This is a genomic window from Clavibacter quasicaliforniensis, assembly GCF_051201715.1.
GTDB lineage: Bacteria > Actinomycetota > Actinomycetes > Actinomycetales > Microbacteriaceae > Clavibacter > Clavibacter seminis.
In genome coordinates this window covers 2,409,920-2,425,671 of sequence record NZ_CP139624.1, presented here as the reverse complement: position 1 = coordinate 2,425,671, position 15,752 = coordinate 2,409,920, and the positions used below count along the sequence as shown (strand labels likewise).

At 70.7% G+C, this 15,752-nt stretch carries 14 protein-coding genes; 10 read left to right on the top strand and 4 right to left on the bottom strand.

Going from position 1 to position 15,752, the window contains the following annotated elements; translation table 11 throughout:
- The first annotated feature begins 213 nt into the window (after positions 1 to 213).
- The 6 genes from NL142_RS11495 to NL142_RS11470 are packed head-to-tail and all read left to right on the top strand — an operon-like array spanning position 214 to position 5,212.
- Complete coding sequence (locus NL142_RS11495; RefSeq protein WP_435079630.1) at positions 214 to 960, top strand: HAD family hydrolase; 747 nt, start codon at positions 214 to 216, stop codon at positions 958 to 960.
- Complete coding sequence (gene phnD, locus NL142_RS11490; protein ID WP_435079628.1) at positions 957 to 1,934, top strand: phosphate/phosphite/phosphonate ABC transporter substrate-binding protein; 978 nt, start codon at positions 957 to 959, stop codon at positions 1,932 to 1,934. Before NL142_RS11495 ends, phnD begins: the two co-directional genes overlap by 4 nt.
- 3 nt (positions 1,935 to 1,937) lie before the next feature.
- Positions 1,938 to 2,759: a phosphonate ABC transporter ATP-binding protein gene (gene phnC, locus NL142_RS11485; RefSeq protein WP_194684747.1), complete on the top strand. Its 822-nt coding sequence runs from the start codon at positions 1,938 to 1,940 to the stop codon at positions 2,757 to 2,759.
- Complete coding sequence (gene phnE, locus NL142_RS11480; protein WP_435079626.1) at positions 2,756 to 3,550, top strand: phosphonate ABC transporter, permease protein PhnE; 795 nt, start codon at positions 2,756 to 2,758, stop codon at positions 3,548 to 3,550. The genes phnC and phnE (NL142_RS11480) overlap by 4 nt, the downstream gene beginning before the upstream one ends.
- The gene (gene phnE / locus NL142_RS11475) at positions 3,547 to 4,353 is read left to right on the top strand and encodes a phosphonate ABC transporter, permease protein PhnE (protein WP_435079624.1); all 807 of its coding nucleotides are present in this window, start codon (positions 3,547 to 3,549) and stop codon (positions 4,351 to 4,353) included. The genes phnE (NL142_RS11480) and phnE (NL142_RS11475) overlap by 4 nt, the downstream gene beginning before the upstream one ends.
- Positions 4,340 to 5,212, top strand: a complete 873-nt coding sequence (locus NL142_RS11470) for a MurR/RpiR family transcriptional regulator (RefSeq protein WP_194684744.1) — start codon at positions 4,340 to 4,342, stop codon at positions 5,210 to 5,212. The genes phnE (NL142_RS11475) and NL142_RS11470 overlap by 14 nt, the downstream gene beginning before the upstream one ends.
- A gap of 43 nt (positions 5,213 to 5,255) precedes the next feature.
- Here the strand turns inward: NL142_RS11470 and NL142_RS11465 are convergent, their stop codons facing one another.
- The 3 genes from NL142_RS11465 to NL142_RS11455 all read right to left on the bottom strand — a co-directional run bounded on the left by NL142_RS11465 (position 5,256) and on the right by NL142_RS11455 (position 8,206).
- Positions 5,256 to 6,854 carry a solute symporter family protein gene (locus NL142_RS11465; RefSeq protein ID WP_435081595.1) on the bottom strand — a complete coding sequence of 533 codons (1,599 nt, stop codon included), beginning with the start codon at positions 6,852 to 6,854 and terminating at the stop codon, positions 5,256 to 5,258.
- Between the two features lie 20 nt (positions 6,855 to 6,874).
- Positions 6,875 to 7,282: a DUF485 domain-containing protein gene (locus NL142_RS11460; protein ID WP_194684743.1), complete on the bottom strand. Its 408-nt coding sequence runs from the start codon at positions 7,280 to 7,282 to the stop codon at positions 6,875 to 6,877.
- 108 nt (positions 7,283 to 7,390) lie between these two features.
- Positions 7,391 to 8,206, bottom strand: coding sequence for a CPBP family intramembrane glutamic endopeptidase (locus NL142_RS11455; protein ID WP_087197140.1), 816 nt, complete (start codon positions 8,204 to 8,206; stop codon positions 7,391 to 7,393).
- Between the two features lie 289 nt (positions 8,207 to 8,495).
- On the opposite strand from NL142_RS11455, the gene NL142_RS11450 reads away from it, so the two are divergent.
- The 3 genes from NL142_RS11450 (at position 8,496) to NL142_RS11440 (ending at position 13,239) form a co-directional block, all read left to right on the top strand.
- Positions 8,496 to 10,337: an ABC transporter family substrate-binding protein gene (locus tag NL142_RS11450; RefSeq protein WP_194684741.1), complete on the top strand. Its 1,842-nt coding sequence runs from the start codon at positions 8,496 to 8,498 to the stop codon at positions 10,335 to 10,337.
- A gap of 178 nt (positions 10,338 to 10,515) precedes the next feature.
- Positions 10,516 to 12,042: an ABC transporter permease gene (locus NL142_RS11445; protein ID WP_435079620.1), complete on the top strand. Its 1,527-nt coding sequence runs from the start codon at positions 10,516 to 10,518 to the stop codon at positions 12,040 to 12,042.
- Between the two features lie 3 nt (positions 12,043 to 12,045).
- Positions 12,046 to 13,239: an ABC transporter permease gene (locus NL142_RS11440; RefSeq protein WP_194684739.1), complete on the top strand. Its 1,194-nt coding sequence runs from the start codon at positions 12,046 to 12,048 to the stop codon at positions 13,237 to 13,239.
- 53 nt (positions 13,240 to 13,292) lie between these two features.
- On the opposite strand, the gene NL142_RS11435 is transcribed toward NL142_RS11440, so the two are convergent.
- A complete protein-coding gene (locus NL142_RS11435) occupies positions 13,293 to 13,898 on the bottom strand; it encodes a PH domain-containing protein (RefSeq protein WP_194684738.1) in 606 nt (201 codons plus the stop codon).
- A gap of 71 nt (positions 13,899 to 13,969) precedes the next feature.
- Between NL142_RS11435 and NL142_RS11430 the strand changes: the two genes are divergently transcribed.
- The gene (locus NL142_RS11430; protein ID WP_435079617.1) at positions 13,970 to 15,661 is read left to right on the top strand and encodes an ABC transporter ATP-binding protein; all 1,692 of its coding nucleotides are present in this window, start codon (positions 13,970 to 13,972) and stop codon (positions 15,659 to 15,661) included.
- Positions 15,662 to 15,752 lie beyond the last annotated feature (91 nt).

The window sequence follows — 15,752 nt, the reverse complement described above, 5'->3', positions numbered from 1 at the left end:
ATACGCGGCACCTCCGGGCGCCGCACCGCACCACCGCGAGGGCGGCGGGACCCACGGTCCCGCCGCCCTCGTCGCGTCCCGCCGGCGCGCGTTCACGTGCCGTTCACCGCAGCTGGGTCATTCCGTCGATGCGCGCTGCATATCGTGGACGCTGCGTCCACAGGATCCCGACGCGGGATCCCGAGGAACCGGGCGCGGAGACGAGCGCCACCCGTGAGCACCCCCGGCCGGACCATCGTGTTCGACTTCGACGGCACCGTCTCCCTCGGCGACGGCCCCGTGCTCCGCTACGCGCACCACGTGGCCGAGACGCTGGCGGTCGACGCCCGACCGGGATTCGCCGCCGCCGTCGCCGTGGGTCTCCAGCAGGTCGGCCGCGCCTCCGGGGCGGTCGACGGCTACGCGCTCGTGCAGGGCCTCGCCGCCGACCACGGGGTGCCTGCTCGGCTCCTGTCCGCCGCCTTCCTCGCGAGCCGCGCCGAGCTCGGCGGCCCGCACGCGCCCGTCCTCCCGCCCGCCGGCCTCGCCTCCTTCCTCCGCGGCACGAGCGGTCGCGTCCGCCGCGTCCTCGTCACCAACTCGCCCGCCTGCCGGATCCCGGAGGCGCTCGCCGCCCTCGGCCTCGACGACGCCTTCGACGAGGTCGTCACGGGCGCGGGCAAGCCCGCCGGGATGGACGCCGTCCTCGACCGCGTCGACCCGGGTCCTGCCGCTGGCCTCCCGGCCGCCCGGCTCCTCAGCGTCGGCGACCTCTGGGTCAACGACCTCGAGCCCGCCCACGCCCGCGGCTTCAGCACCGCGCTCGTCGGCCCCGGCTCGTCCGACGACGCCCGCCCCACCTTCCGCGCCGCCACCGTCGCCGACCTCTACGACGACATCGACGCCTGGCTCGACGCCGTCCCCTCCTCTCCTCCCGTCCCCACCTCCGCAGCTCCCCACGGAAAGCAGATGCACGCATGAAGAAGCCCGCCCTCCCGCTCCTCGTCCTCGGAGCCGTCGCCGCCCTCGCGCTCACCGGCTGCTCCGCCGGCGCCGGTTCCGACGCGTCCGGCACGCCCGCGGCCGCCGCGGATCCCACCTCCCTCACGCTCGCGCTCGTCCCCTCGCAGGACCAGGACGGCCTCGTCGAGACCGCCGCGCCGCTCACCGACATGCTCACGAAGGCGCTCGGCATCCCGGTCACCGGCGTGGTCTCGAAGGACTACCAGGCCGCGGTCGAGGCGATGGGCGCCGACCAGGCGCAGATCGGCTTCCTCCCGTCCCTCCAGCTCTGGCAGGCGAGCGACATGTACAAGGCGAAGGTCGTGCTGCAGACCGAGCGCAACGGCAACATCACCTACCCCGCCCAGTTCATGACGAACGACCCGGACAAGTACTGCGACGACACCCCGGTCGAGCGCGACGGCATGCTCTTCTGCAACGGCGCCGACGCCCTCTCGGGCCCCCAGGGACTCGACTCCATCACCAAGGTGAAGGGCGCCAAGGTCGCCGTCCTCGGCCCGGGCTCGCCCGCCGGCTACATCTACCCGATGCTCGCGCTCAAGGACGCCGGGCTCGACACCGACTCCGACATCCAGCAGATCCCCGTCACCGCGAACGACGCCTCGGTGCTCGCGGTCTACAACGGCGACGCCGAGGTCGGCTTCAGCTTCTGGGACGCCCGCACCATCGTCGCCAAGGACAAGCCGGACGTCGGCCAGAAGGTCGTCGTCTTCGCCATGACGGACGAGATCCCCAACGACGGCGTCGCGGTCTCCGGCTCGCTCTCGCCGGAGCTGCAGGACAAGATCACGAAGGCGCTGGCCGACTACTCGGCCACGCCCGAGGGATCAGCGGCCCTCACCGCCGTGTACTCCATCACCAAGCTCGCGCCCGCCGACCCGTCCTCGCTCGACGTCGTGGCCCGCGCGGCGCAGTCGCTCGGTCTGCAGTAGCCCGTGCCCGCCACCCGCTCCCTCGCGGAGGCCGGCGCGCTCGCGCCGGCCTCCGCGCCGTGGGCCGTCCGCCTCGCCGGCGTCACGGTCAGGTACCCGAACGGCGTCGTCGCGCTCAAGGACGTCTCCCTCGACATCGCCGGCGGCGAGATGGTCTCCATCGTCGGCCTGTCCGGATCCGGCAAGTCGAGCCTCATCCGCACGATCAACGGCCTGGTCCCCGTCTCCTCCGGCGAGGTGGAGGTCGGCGGCACGCGCGTCGACGGCCTCGCGGGGCGCCGGCTGCGCGCCCTCCGCGGCGACATCGGCATGATCTTCCAGGGCTTCAACCTCGCGAAGCGCGCGAGCGTGCTCGACAACGTCCTCGTCGGCCGGCTCGCGCACACGCCGGGCTGGCGCACCTTCCTCGGGATGCACGCCGCCGCCGACCGGGAGATCGCGTTCCAGGCGCTCGAGAGCGTCGGGATCCTCCCGAAGGTGTGGGCGCGCGCCTCCACCCTCTCGGGCGGGCAGCAGCAGCGCGTCGCCATCGCGCGGGCCCTCGCCCAGCGGCCCCGGCTCGTCCTCGCCGACGAGCCCGTCGCGAGCCTCGACCCGCCGACCGCCCACGGCGTCATGGGCGACCTGCGTCGCATCAACCGCGAGCTCGGGATCACCGTGCTCACCAACCTGCACCTGCTCGACCTCGCGCGCGAGTACGGCGACCGCATGATCGGCCTCCGCGCCGGCGAGGTCGTCTACGACGGCCCCGCCGCGACCGCGGGCGACGACGTGTTCGAGGCCATCTACGGCCGGTCGATCCGCCCCGAGGACACCCTCGGATGAGCGTCAGGGAGCTGCCGCCCCGGCCGGCCGGACGCTGGAAGCCGTGGCTCGCGCTCGCGGTGGTGCTCGCCATCACCGCGATCGCGATGAGCCCGCAGCTGGGCGTCGCATTCGGGTTCGACGCCATCGCGCGCAACTGGCGCAACGGCGCGGACAAGCTCGTGCGGCTGGTCCAGCCCGACTGGGCGTTCTTCCCGCGCACGGTCGCGCCCATGCTCGAGACCCTGGCCATGGCCGTCGTCGCGACGGTCGCGGGCGCGGCGGTCGCGCTCCCGATCAGCCTCTGGGCCGCGCGCCTCACGAACCCGAACCCGGTCAGCCGGGGGATCCTCCGCGCGATCCTCAACGTGGTGCGCGCCGTGCCCGAGCTGCTCTACGCCTCCGTGCTCGTCGCGATGGTCGGCGTCGGCGCGCTGCCCGGCATCATCGCGCTCGTCCTGTTCAACGTCGGCATCATCGTCAAGCTCGTCTCGGAGGCCATCGAGTCGAACGACGCCGGGCCCCTCGAGGCGGGTCGCGCGGCGGGCGGCACCCGCATGCAGGTCGACCGGGCCGTGGCGCTGCCGGACGTGATGCCCGGCTTCATCGGCCAGACGCTCTACGTCCTCGAGCTCAACGTGCGCGCGTCCACCGTGCTCGGCCTCGTCGGCGCGGGCGGCATCGGCCTCCTGATCGACGCCGTGCGCACGTTCTACCGCTACGACCAGCTCTCGCTGATCGTGCTCGAGATCCTCGTGATCGTCATCGTCATCGACCTCGTCTCGAACGAGATCAGGAAGAGGATCGCATGAGCCTCGCCGTGCCCGTCCGCCCCCGCCGTCCCGGTCGCGCGATCGCCGCGGCCGGCGTCACCGTCGTCGTCCTGGTCGCGTGCTGGTCGGCCGACATCGCGTGGGACCGCCTGGCCGACCTGCCCGCCGAGGTCGTCCGCTACCTGTGGCTGATGTTCTCCAGCCCCGACTGGTCGAAGCTGCCCGAGGCGCTGGCGCAGACCTGGATCTCCGTGCTCATGGCCTGGGTCGGCACCGTCATCGGCATCGTGATCTCGGTGCCGCTCGCGTTCGTCGCGGCCCGCGGCTTCGCGCCCGCGGCCGTGCGCTGGCCGCTGCGGATCCTGTTCTCCGCCATCCGCGCGGTGCCGGAGATCATCACCGCGATCATCATCCTGTCCGTCACCGGTCTCACGCCGCTCACGGGCGCCCTGGCGCTCGCCGTCTCGAGCGTCGGCACGCTCGGCAAGTGGGGGTACGAGTCCGTCGAGGGCGTGGACGGCGGCCCGCTCGAGGCCGTGCGCGCGGCCGGCGGCGGCGCCTGGTCGCTCGTCCGCTGGGGCGTCTGGCCCCAGGCGAGCGGCGAGTTCCTCTCCTTCTGGCTGTACCGGTTCGAGATCAACGTGCGCGCGTCGGCCGTGCTCGGCCTCATCGGCGTCGGCGGGATCGGCGACATGCTCACCTCATACACTCAGTACCGGGAGTGGCCCACCGTCGGCGTGCTCCTCATCGTGGTCGTCGCCGTCACCATGTCGATCGACGCGATCTCCGGTGCCATCCGCCGCCGGATCACCGAGGGAGCCAGGGTCCGTGCAGTGGAGTGACGACGTCGGGCCCACCACGCGCATCGCGACCGTGGTCAACGCCCTGCAGCCGAGCGAGCGCCGGGTCGTGCAGCTCATCCTCGACGACACCGAGGGCGTCGTGGAGATCACCGCGCAGGAGCTCGCCGACCGCGCGGGCGTCGCCCGGTCGACCGTCGTGCGCTCCTGCCAGAGCCTCGGGTACCGCGGATACCCGCAGCTGCGCGTCGCGCTCACCCGCGAGCTGGCGCGCAGCTCGGCCCGCGCGTCGACGGCCGCGGGGGACCACGCCCACGGGCCCAGCGCCCTCGGCCGGATCCGCTCCGACCTCGACGCGCTCGCCGCCGCCCTGCCGCGCGTCGCGAGCGTCCTCACGGAGGCGGAGGTGGAGGACGCCGTCACGCGCGTCGTCGGCGCCCGCCGGCTCGTGATCGTCGCGAGCGGCCTGTCCTCGCCGCTCGCCCTGGACCTCTCGATGCGCCTCACCGCCGTGGGCCGCCCGGCCGAGCACGTCGCCGACCCCATCGGCCAGCAGATCGCCGTCAGCCGGCTGGGCGCGGACGACGTGGTGCTGGTCATCAGCGGCAGCGGCGCCAACGAGCTGAGCCTGCGGGCCGCGCGCTCCGCCCGGGCCTCGGGCGCGGGGATCGTCGTGGTCACGTCGTTCGCCACCTCTCCCATCGGGGCCCTCGCGGACGTCGCGCTCGTCGTCGCCCCTGCGAAGGCCGGCTTCCGCCACGAGGTCGAGCACACCTCGCGCATCCCGCACGTGATCGTGCTGGAGTCGCTCGTGGAGATCGTCGCCGACCGCCTGGGCGAGGCCGCGGTCGACACCCGCGCGGGCGTCCTCGCGATCCTCAGCGACGCGCTCAGCGACTGACGGCGGCCCGGGCGCCCGCCGGGCCGCCCGGGCCGCCCGCCGCCTAGTGCTCCGTCGCCTTCTCTGCGCCGTGCCCGGTGAGCGACCGCACGTCCATCTCGGCCGCAACGAGCGGATCCTCCTTGCGCGTGGAGGTCACCGTCCCGATCCAGCCGAGCAGGAGCCCGACGGGGATCGACACGATCCCGGGGTTGCTCAGCGGGAACCACGAGAAGTCGGCCCCCGGGATCATCGACGTCTCCGCACCCGACACGACGGGCGAGAACGCGATCAGCACGAGCGCCGTCCCGAGCCCGCCGTACATGCTGAGCACCGCGCCCCGCGTGGAGAACCGCCGCCAGTAGAGGGAGTACAGGATGGTCGGCAGGTTCGCGCTCGCGGCCACCGCGAACGCGAGCGCCACGAGGAACGCGACGTTCTGCCCGTTCGCGCCGATGCCCGCGATGATCGAGACGATGCCGATCACGACGACCGTGATCCGCGCGACCCGCACCTCGCCGTTGGCCGAGACCTGCCCCTTCTTGATGACGCTGCCGTACACGTCGTGCGCGAACGACGCGGCCGCCGTGATGGTGAGGCCCGCGACCACCGCCAGGATCGTGGCGAACGCGACCGCCGCGATGATCCCGAGCAGGATCGGCCCGCCGAGCTCGAGCGCCAGCAGGGGAGCGGCGGAGTTCACGCCGCCGGGCGCCGCGAGGATCCGCTCGCTCCCGAGCAGCGCGCCCGCGCCGTAGCCGAGCACCAGGGTGAAGAGGTAGAAGACCCCGATGAGCCAGATCGCCCAGACGACGCTGCGACGCGCCTCCTTCGCGGTCGGCACCGTGTAGAAGCGCATGAGCACGTGGGGGAGGCCCGCCGTGCCGAGCACAAGCGCCAGCGCGAGCGACAGGAAGTCGAGCTGCGTGATCCCCGTCACGCCGTACTGGTTGCCGGGCTCGAGCACGGGCTTGTCGGCCGCGTCCGCCGCGGCGCCCAGCAGCGTCGAGACGTCGAACCCGTGGATCGCGAGCACCCAGACGGTCATGACGGCGGCGCCCGCGATGAGCAGGCACGCCTTGATGATCTGCACCCAGGTCGTGCCCTTCATCCCGCCGACCAGCACGTAGACGATCATCAGCGCGCCGACCACGGCGATCACGAGCGACTGCCCCAGCCGGTCGTCGATCCCGAGCAGCAGCGAGACCAGCCCGCCGGCGCCCGCCATCTGCGCGAGCAGGTAGAAGAAGCAGACCGCGAGCGTGGTGGTCGCCGCCGCCAGCCGCACGGGCCGCTGCTTGAGCCGGAAGCTCAGCACGTCGGCCATCGTGAATTTGCCCGTGTTGCGCATGAGCTCCGCCACGAGCAGCAGGGCCACGAGCCACGCGACCAGGAACCCGATCGAGTAGAGGAACCCGTCGTACCCGTTGATGGCGATGGCGCCGACGATCCCGAGGAACGACGCCGCCGAGAGGTAGTCGCCCGCGATCGCCGTCCCGTTCTGCGGGCCGGTGAACGAGCGGCCGGCCGCGTAGTAGTCCGCGGCGGTCGAGTTGTTCCGGCTCGCGCGGAACACGATCACGAGCGTGATGACCACGAACGCCCCGAAGATCGAGATGTTGAGGACCGGATCGCCCGTGTCGGTCGTGGGCGTCGTCGCCATGACGGCCGTGCCCGGCGCGATCACCGTCGGCCGCCCTTCCGGCGCTTCGGCGGCGTGGATCCGCGCGGCCCCTCGAGCGCGACGCGCTCCCGCTCCTCCAGGTCGGCGCGGATCTCCGCGGCGATCGGATCGAACCGCGAGTTCGCGCGGCTCACGTACCAGGTGGTGATCGCGAAGGTCGTCACGAACTGCCCGAGCCCGAGCAGGATCCCGAGGTTCACGTTCCCGATGACGGGCGTGGACATGAGCTCGTGCGCGTAGTCCGAGAGCAGGACGAACGCGAAGTACCAGACGAGGAAGGCGACGGCCAGCGGGAAGACGAAGCTGCGGTGCTCGCGCTTCAGCTCGCGGAACCTGGCCGAGTCCTCGACCTCCAGGTAGTCGATGGCCGGCCGGGGGTCCCCGGACGGATGAGCGGCGTCGCCCATGAGGTCTCCTCGAGATACGGCCGCACATCGTCGTGCGGCGCTCCCAGGTTAGGCACAGGTGCGGGTGATGCGCCAGGCCCGCGCCCCCGGCCGGCGCGCTAGCGCCTGTCAGCCGAACAGCCCGGGCAGCAGCGCGAGCGCGACCGGGTAGCCCACGAAGCTCACGACGTCGAGGATCAGGTGCGCCACCACGAGCGGCGCGGTGCGACCGAAGCGCACGTAGCACCAGCCGAACACGACCCCCATCGCCACGTTGCCGAGGAAGGGCCCGTAGCCCTGGTAGAGGTGGTAGCTCCCGCGCAGCACTGCCGCGGACAGGATGATGCTCCACGCGCCCAGCCGCCCGTGCCCCCAGCCGAGCTCGCGCAGCCGGGTGAAGAGGTAGCCGACGACGATCACCTCCTCCTGCAGCGCGGCGCGGAGGGCGACGAGCACGAGCACCGGCACGGTCCACCAGTACGAGTCGAGCGCGGTCGGCACGACGTCGACCGTGATCCCGAGAGCGCGGCCGGCGAAGTACAGCCCGAGCCCGGGCACCCCGATGAGCGCGGCCAGCCCGAATCCCGCGGCGACGTCGCGCCCCGGACGCGCGAGGTCGAGCCCGATGCGTCGGAAGGCGCTCCGCCCCGGCTGCCACAGCAGGAAGAGCACGAGGACCACGGGCACCAGGGCGGTGGCGATGTCGAGCAGCTGGTACAGGAGGTCGAACGCCTGCCGGTCGTTCAAGCTCCGGTTGATGGTGGCGCTCTGCGAGCCGAGGGCCTCCGGACGCGTGGACAGGTCGACGATCCGCAGCACCGAGTAGACGGCGCTCGCCCCGAGCGAGAGCCCGAGCACGATCGCGATCTCCCACCGCAGCCGCGTCCGCATGGCGCGCCGCAGCGGCGGTCGGGGAGCGCGGGCGAGGGCGGGAGCGTCGGGCACGGGCCGATCCTAGGCGCGGGATGCCGAACCGCCGTCAGCGGACCGGATGTGGCCGGTGAGGGCCCTGACGACGCGATCCGTCGCCGCGGGCGGCAGGAACGCGCGATCCCGACCGTCGAGACGCACGGATCCGGACCGCGACGCGTGGATCCGCGCGTCCGCGTTACCGGTGTGTAACGTTTGGGCCCAGTTTTTGCAAAGACTCCCAGCCGTACCTAGGGTCATTCTTATCTGCGCGGTCGACCGCACGCACGGTGGGTCCGCGCCATTCCCATGCACAGGAGGAACCTTGAAAATCAGACGCCTCGCAGCGGCTGGTGCCGTCATCGTCTCCGGTGCCCTCGTACTCAGCGGCTGCTCTGCGCCCGCCCAGGAGTCCGAGGTCATCGCCGGCACTGAGATCACCGTGGCCTGGAACGACCCGTTCCTCGAGTACAACAACGCGTCGGCGACCGGCAACGCGTCCGCCAACACGAACATCGTGTACCTGACGAACCAGTCGTTCAACTACTACGACGACGGCCCGTCCCTCGTCAAGAACACCGACTTCGGCACCTACGAGAAGGTCTCCGACAACCCGCTCGTCGTGAAGTTCACGATCAACGAGGGCGTCAAGTGGAGCGACGGCACCCCCGTCGACGCCGCGGACATGCTCCTCAACTGGGCCGCGAACACCACGAACGTCAACACGGTGGCCGACGACGCGGTGAAGAAGGACGACTCCGGCGCGGCGACGGTCGGCGACGACCAGGTCTTCTTCAACTCGGGCGCAGTGCCGGACACCCGCCTCGGCCTGGTCACCAAGACCCCCGAGATCGGCGACGACGGCCGCAGCCTCACGTACACGTACGACCAGCCCTACGTGGACTGGGAGATCGCGACCGGCAACGGCGTCGGCGTCTCCGCGCACGGCACCACGCAGCTCGCGTTCCCCGACGAGAACCTCTCGCCCGAGGACGCGAAGAAGAAGCTCATCACGGCGATCCAGGACAAGGACGCCAGCGTCCTCGCCCCGGTCTCCAAGGTCTGGAACGACGGCTACCGCTACTCGGACATGCCGACGGAGCCGCAGAAGACCCTGGGCGACGGCGCGTACACGATCACCGACCTCAAGGCCGACCAGTACGTCACCCTGACGGCCAACAAGGAGTACACCGGCTCCAAGAAGCCGAAGTACGAGAAGATCACGGTCCGCTTCATCGCGGACCCGCAGGCGCAGATCCAGGCCCTCTCCAACGGCGAGGTCCAGATCGCGTCCGGCCAGCCGACGGCTGACCTCCTCCAGCAGGTCCAGGGACTCAGCGGCATCGAGTACAAGGGCCAGGCCGAGGGCACGTACGAGCACGTCGACCTCCAGGTCACCAACGGCGGCCCGTTCGACCCCGCGAAGTACGGCGGCGACGCCGACAAGGCCAAGCTCGTCCGCCAGGCGTTCTTCAAGACGCTGCCGCGCGAGGAGATCCTCGACAAGCTGATCAAGCCCCTCCAGTCGGATGCGGAGCTCCGCAACTCGAACGTCTACGTGCCCGGCACGCCGGAGTACGAGGCATCCGTCGAGAAGAACGGCTACAAGGACCAGGCGGTCGACATCGACGGCGCCAAGGCGCTCCTCGCCCAGGCCGGCGTCTCCGGCCCGATCGACGCCCGCGTCATCTACGGCCAGGGCAACACGCGCCGCCAGCAGGAGTTCGAGCTCATGCGCCAGTCGGCCGCCCTGGCCGGCTTCAACCTCATCGACGTGAACAGCGCGACGTGGGGCGCCGACCTCTCCAGCAAGACGGGTTCGTACGACATCGCCCTCTTCGGGTGGCAGTCGGTGAGCCTCGGTGTCGGCGAGTCCGGCCCGAACTACCAGACCGGCGGCATCAACAACTACTACGGCTGGTCGAACCCCGAGATCGACTCGCTGTTCAAGCAGCTGGACACGGAGACGGACAAGGACAAGCAGCTCGAGATCGTCACCCAGGCCGAGACCCTGATCCAGCAGCAGGGCTGGACGACGCCCATCTACCAGTTCCCCGGCCTCACCGCCTGGAGCGACACCGTGTCGGGCGTCAAGCCCGCGTTCCTGTCGCCCAACTGGTTCTGGAACTACTGGGAGTGGGCTCCGGCCCAGGCAGCCGCGCAGTAGCGCGACAGCAGTGAGCGCCGTCCCCTGAACGGGAGGGTGCGAGGGTGCCGAGGTCTTCTGGCCTCGGCACCCTCTCCATGTCCGTTGCCGATTCGTGATCCGCGGATCCGGCCGCGTATGCTCTCGTCGGGCCGGGTCATGAGCCCTGGCCGAACACAGAAAGGGACGTCGTCGCCCTGTGCTTACCTTCGTCTTGAGACGTCTCGTCGCGTCGTTCTTCGTCCTCCTGGGCGCCAGCTTCATCATCTACAACCTGGCGGCCAATTCCGGTGATCCCCTCCAGGATCTGCGCGAGAACCCGTCGCCGAACCGCGATGCGCTCATCGCCGCTCGAGTCGACCTCCTCGACCTCGACGTGCCGTCGCCGCTGCGCTACTTCATCTGGCTCGGTGGGGTGTTCAAGGTCTTCATCGGCCAGGTCGACCTCGGCAAGGCCATCGACGGCCGCGAGGTCAACGAGATCATCGCCAACGCCGCCGGGCAGACGATCCAGCTGGTGACGATCGCCACGATCATCGCCGTGCTCATCGGCGTCTCCATCGGCATGACGACCGCGCTCCGCCAGTACAGCGGCTACGACTACACGGTCACCTTCGCGTCGTTCCTCTTCTTCTCCCTGCCGATCTTCTTCGTCGCCGTGCTGCTCAAGCAGTACGTCGCCATCGGCTTCAACGACTTCCTCGTGAACCCGTCGATACCGCCGATCATGATCGTGGTGCTGTCGCTCGTGTCGGGCTTCGTCTGGATGAGCATCATCGGCGGCGACCCGAAGCCGCGCCTCATCGTGTTCGGGTCCGCGACGGTCATCACCGCGATCGTGCTCGTCTACCTGCTCGCCACGGACTGGTTCTCGCGTCCTGGCCTCGGCATCCTGCTCATCGCCGCGCTCGGCGCCCTCGTCGCGGTGCTCATCACGTCGCTCTCGACGGGGCTGCGCAACCGGCGGGCGTTCTACTCCGCGCTCGCCATGGCCGTCCTCGGCGCCGCGCTCTGGTACCCGCTGCAGTACGTGCTGACCGTCTCGGCTCCCTGGTGGATCACCATCGTGCTGATCGTCGCCTTCGTCGTCGTCGGCGTGGTCGTCGGCTACGTCGTCGGCCAGAACGACAAGCCGATCGTCGCCCGCGGCGCCGGCATCACGGGTGGCCTCGTCGCGCTGCTGATCATCGTCGACCGCGTCATGCAGGTGTGGCCGGACTACGTGACCAACACCCGCGGCCGCCCCATCGCCACCGTCGGCGCCGTGACGCCTGGTCTGAACGGATCCGTGTGGCAGGGCATGCTCGACAGCTACACCCACCTCCTCCTGCCGACCATCGCGATCCTCCTGATCTCCGTCGCGAGCTACTCGCGCTACTCGCGGGCCAGCCTCCTCGAGGTGATGAACCAGGACTACGTGCGCACCGCACGGGCCAAGGGGCTCACCGAGCGCACGGTGATCATGCGGCACGCGTTCCGCAACGCCATGATCCCCGTCGCCACCGTCATCGCGTTCGACGTGGGGGGGCTCATCGGCGGCGCCGTGATCACCGAGACGATCTTCGCCTGGAAGGGCATGGGCTCCGTGTTCCAGGACGCCCTGACCAAGACCGACCTCAACCCGCTGATGGGATTCATCCTGATCACGAGCATCCTCACCGTGATCTTCAACATGCTGGCCGACATCCTGTACTCGGTCCTCGATCCTCGAATCCGGGTGAGCTGACACATGTCCAACGCACTGATGGGGAACCCCAACGACCCCCACAACGACCCGAGCCTGCCCGAGGGCGGCGCCAACTCCGAGCTGACGATCGAGCAGCGGGAGGTCGAGGGCCTCAGCCAGGGCACCGTCGTCCGCCGCCGGTTCCTGCGCCACAAGGGCGCGATGACCGCGCTCGTGGTGCTGCTGCTGATGGCGCTCCTCGTGTACTCGTCCGTCGGCATCCAGTTCTTCGGATTCCGCATCCCCGGCTGGTGGATGTGGAACTACGAGGACGTCGCGCCCATCGTCAACGGCGGCAACCCCACGTGGACCCTGCCGTTCCAGTTCGGCGTGCACCCCTTCGGTCAGGACGAGATCGGGCGCGACATCTTCGCCCGCGTCATGCGCGGCACGCAGCAGTCGATCGTCGTGATGGTGCTCTACGGCATCATCGCCGCGTTCATCGGCATCGTGGTCGGCGCCGTCTCCGGCTTCTTCCGCGGACGCATCGACTCGCTGCTCATGCGCTTCACGGACCTCATCATCGTGATCCCCGTGATCGTCATCGCGGCCGTCCTCGGCCGCACCTTCGGCGGACTCGGCGCGGTGGTCCTCGGCATCGTCCTCGGACTCATCGGCTGGCCGTCGCTCGCCCGCCTCGTGCGCGGCGAGTTCCTGAGCCTCCGCGAGCGAGAGTTCGTGGACGCCGCCCGGGTCGCCGGGGCCTCGAACAGCCGCATCGTCTTCCGGCACATCCTCCCGAACGCCATCGGCGTGGTCATCGTCTCGACGACCCTGCTCATGAGCGCGGCCATCCTCCTCGAGGCGGCGCTGTCGTTCCTCGGGTTCGGCATCGTGAAGCCCGACGTGTCGCTCGGCCAGATCATCAACGAGTACCAGGGCGCCTTCGCGACCCGGCCGTGGCTGTTCTGGTTCCCCGGCCTGTTCATCATCATCATCGCGCTGTCGATCAACTTCATCGGCGACGGCCTGCGCGACGCGTTCGACCCGAGGCAGCGCCGCATGCCCGGCGGACAGGGCCCCTACAAGCAGATGTTCGCCATGCTCACCGGGCGCACCCGCCGCGACGCGGGTCCGTCGACCGGCTCCGGTGCAGAGGGCGTCCGCGTCCCGCCGCCCGTCGGGTCCGCGCGTCCGGATGCCCAGGCCGACGGTCCCGCCGACGGCCAGGCGCCCGACAGCACGGACGGCCGATGACGGTCCCGGCGGCGAGCCGGGCCCTCAGCCGCGTGCGTGCCGCGGGCCGCGCCTCAGATCAGGCCGGACACCACAGTGGCCACGACGAGCACCGCGAGCACGGCGATCTCCGCCCAGTGGATGCGGACGCGCCGGCCCTCCTCCTCGACCGGGCCGCCCAGGTGGCCCGCCTCGGCGAGCTCGGCCAGGCGCAGGCGGATCACCGTCGCCGCGTCGCCGGAGTCGGTGCGCGGGAGGTCGCCGCGGCGCGCGTCCTGCATCATCGCGCTGAGGTAGGGCTGGATCTTCTCCTCCTTCGTGGTGATGTAGGCGTTGGAGCGTCGACCGGGCGCCGGAGCCGCCCAAGCGGTGACGCGCTCGTGCGCGGTCGTGACGTTCAGGGCCCACTTGGTGTCCACGTCCCGGATCGCGGGCCACGAGATGTCATGCGTGCGGAAGACGTTGCGGATCTGCACGCCCTCGGTGGCGATGCGCACCCACGGGTGCCAGAAGACGAGCCACGAGACGTAGGCCAGCATCACCGGCCCCCACACCGCCGTCGGCAGGAGGTCGGCCCGACCCCCGACCACGGTGCTCACGAGCACGAAGACCGCGATCGCCGAGACGATCACGGTCAGCAGGCGTCCGAACGACGGGCGGATGACGACGGGCTGATCCATGGCCACATCGTCCCACGGCCCGCGTGGACGCCCCTCGACATCCCCACTTCCAGCAGCCAGGAGGCCGCAGCATGACCGCTCACGCGAACGGGTCGGACGAGATCGTCCCCATCCTCGAGGTCTCCGGCCTCGGCGTCGACTTCTGGGTCGGCGACGAGTGGATCCCCGCGGCCGTCGACCTGGACTACAAGGTCAACCCGGGCGAGGTGCTCGCGATCGTGGGCGAGTCCGGCTCCGGCAAGTCCGTCAGCTCCATGTCGCTGCTCGGCCTGCTGCCCAAGAACGGCCGGGTGCGGGGGAGCGCGAAGCTCAAGGGCGTCGAGATGGTCGGCGCCGACCAGGCCACCCTGCGGAAGGCGCGCGGCAACGACATCGCCGTGATCTTCCAGGAGCCCATGACGGCGCTCAACCCCGTCTACACGGTGGGCTTCCAGATCGTGGAGGCCCTGCGGGTCCACAACTCGATCATCCCGTCGGCCGCCAAGGTGCGCGCGCTCGAGCTGCTGAAGCTCGTCGAGATGCCGGATCCCGAGAAGGCGTTCGACTCCTACCCGCACCAGCTGTCGGGCGGTCAGCGCCAGCGCGCCATGATCGCGCAGTCGCTGTCGTGCGACCCCGACATGCTCATCGCGGACGAGCCCACGACGGCGCTCGACGTGACGATCCAGGCCGAGATCCTCGACCTGCTGCGCAGGCTCCACCAGCGCCTCAACAGCGCGATCGTCATCATCACGCACGACATGGGCGTGGTGGCCGACCTCGCCACCAACGTCATCGTGATGAAGAGCGGCCGCATCGTCGAGCGCGGTTCCGTGCGCGAGATCTTCCAGTCGCCGAAGGACCCGTACACGAAGCAGCTGCTCGCGTCGGTGCCGCACCTCGGCACGGGCGAGGCGTCGCAGGTCGAGGTCGTCGAGCGCACGACCGAGCCCGCCATCTCCCTCAAGGAGGTGGACATCGACTACCCGAAGCTCGGTCGCGTGCCGGCGTTCCGGGCGGTCACGGGCGCGTCCTTCGACATCCACCCGGGCGAGGTCGTCGGCGTCGTGGGGGAGTCGGGATCCGGCAAGACCACGATCGCGCGTGCCGCGGTGGGCCTCCTGCCCGTCGCGGGCGGCGAGCTCACCGTCGCCGGTCGCCGCATGACCGGCATCTCCGCCAAGGACCTCCGGGCCGTGCGCCGCGAGATCGGCATCGTGTTCCAGGACCCGGGTTCCTCGCTGAACCCGCGCTGGCCCATCGGCCAGAGCATCGGCGAGCCGCTCGAGCTGTCGGGGCAGTTCTCGAAGAAGCAGCAGAGCGACCGCGTCGAGGAGCTCCTCGAGCAGGTCGAGCTGCCCCGCAGCTTCCGCAACCGGTACCCGAACGAGCTCTCCGGCGGCCAGCGCCAGCGCGTCGGCATCGCGCGGGCGCTCGCGCTGCGACCCAAGGTGCTCGTCGCCGACGAGCCCACCTCGGCGCTCGACGTGTCGGTGCAGGCCCGCGTGCTCGCGCTGCTGCAGGAGATCCAGAAGGAGCTCCAGTTCGCGTGCCTGTTCGTGAGCCACGACCTCGCGGTGGTCGACCTGCTCGCCGACCGCATCGTCGTGATGAACCACGGCAAGATCGTGGAGCAGGGGCCGACCGAGTCGATCCTCCGGAACCCGCAGCACCCGTACACGCAGAAGCTCATCGCCGCGGTCCCGCTGCCGGATCCCGACCAGCAGAAGGAGCGCCGCGAGCTCCGCGAGGCGCTGCGCGACCAGCAGCCGCCCGCGGCCTGATCCGCACCCGCACGACCAGGCCCGCCGTCCGACGCACCCCCTCGCGGGGGCGCGCGGCCGGCGGGCCTCGTCGTGCCGCTCGCGTAGGATC

What these genes read in the sequence shown, in the direction of transcription:
- NL142_RS11435 (WP_194684738.1), bottom strand. Translation starts at nt 13,898, where the DNA reads ATGGATCAGCCCGTCGTCATCCGCCCGTCGTTCGGACGCCTGCTGACC.
- NL142_RS11440 (WP_194684739.1), top strand. Translation starts at nt 12,046, where the DNA reads ATGTCCAACGCACTGATGGGGAACCCCAACGACCCCCACAACGACCCG.
- NL142_RS11460 (WP_194684743.1), bottom strand. Translation starts at nt 7,282, where the DNA reads ATGGGCGACGCCGCTCATCCGTCCGGGGACCCCCGGCCGGCCATCGAC.
- NL142_RS11430 (WP_435079617.1), top strand. Translation starts at nt 13,970, where the DNA reads ATGACCGCTCACGCGAACGGGTCGGACGAGATCGTCCCCATCCTCGAG.
- NL142_RS11465 (WP_435081595.1), bottom strand. Translation starts at nt 6,854, where the DNA reads ATGGCGACGACGCCCACGACCGACACGGGCGATCCGGTCCTCAACATC.
- phnD (WP_435079628.1), top strand. Translation starts at nt 957, where the DNA reads ATGAAGAAGCCCGCCCTCCCGCTCCTCGTCCTCGGAGCCGTCGCCGCC.
- phnE (WP_435079626.1), top strand. Translation starts at nt 2,756, where the DNA reads ATGAGCGTCAGGGAGCTGCCGCCCCGGCCGGCCGGACGCTGGAAGCCG.
- phnE (WP_435079624.1), top strand. Translation starts at nt 3,547, where the DNA reads ATGAGCCTCGCCGTGCCCGTCCGCCCCCGCCGTCCCGGTCGCGCGATC.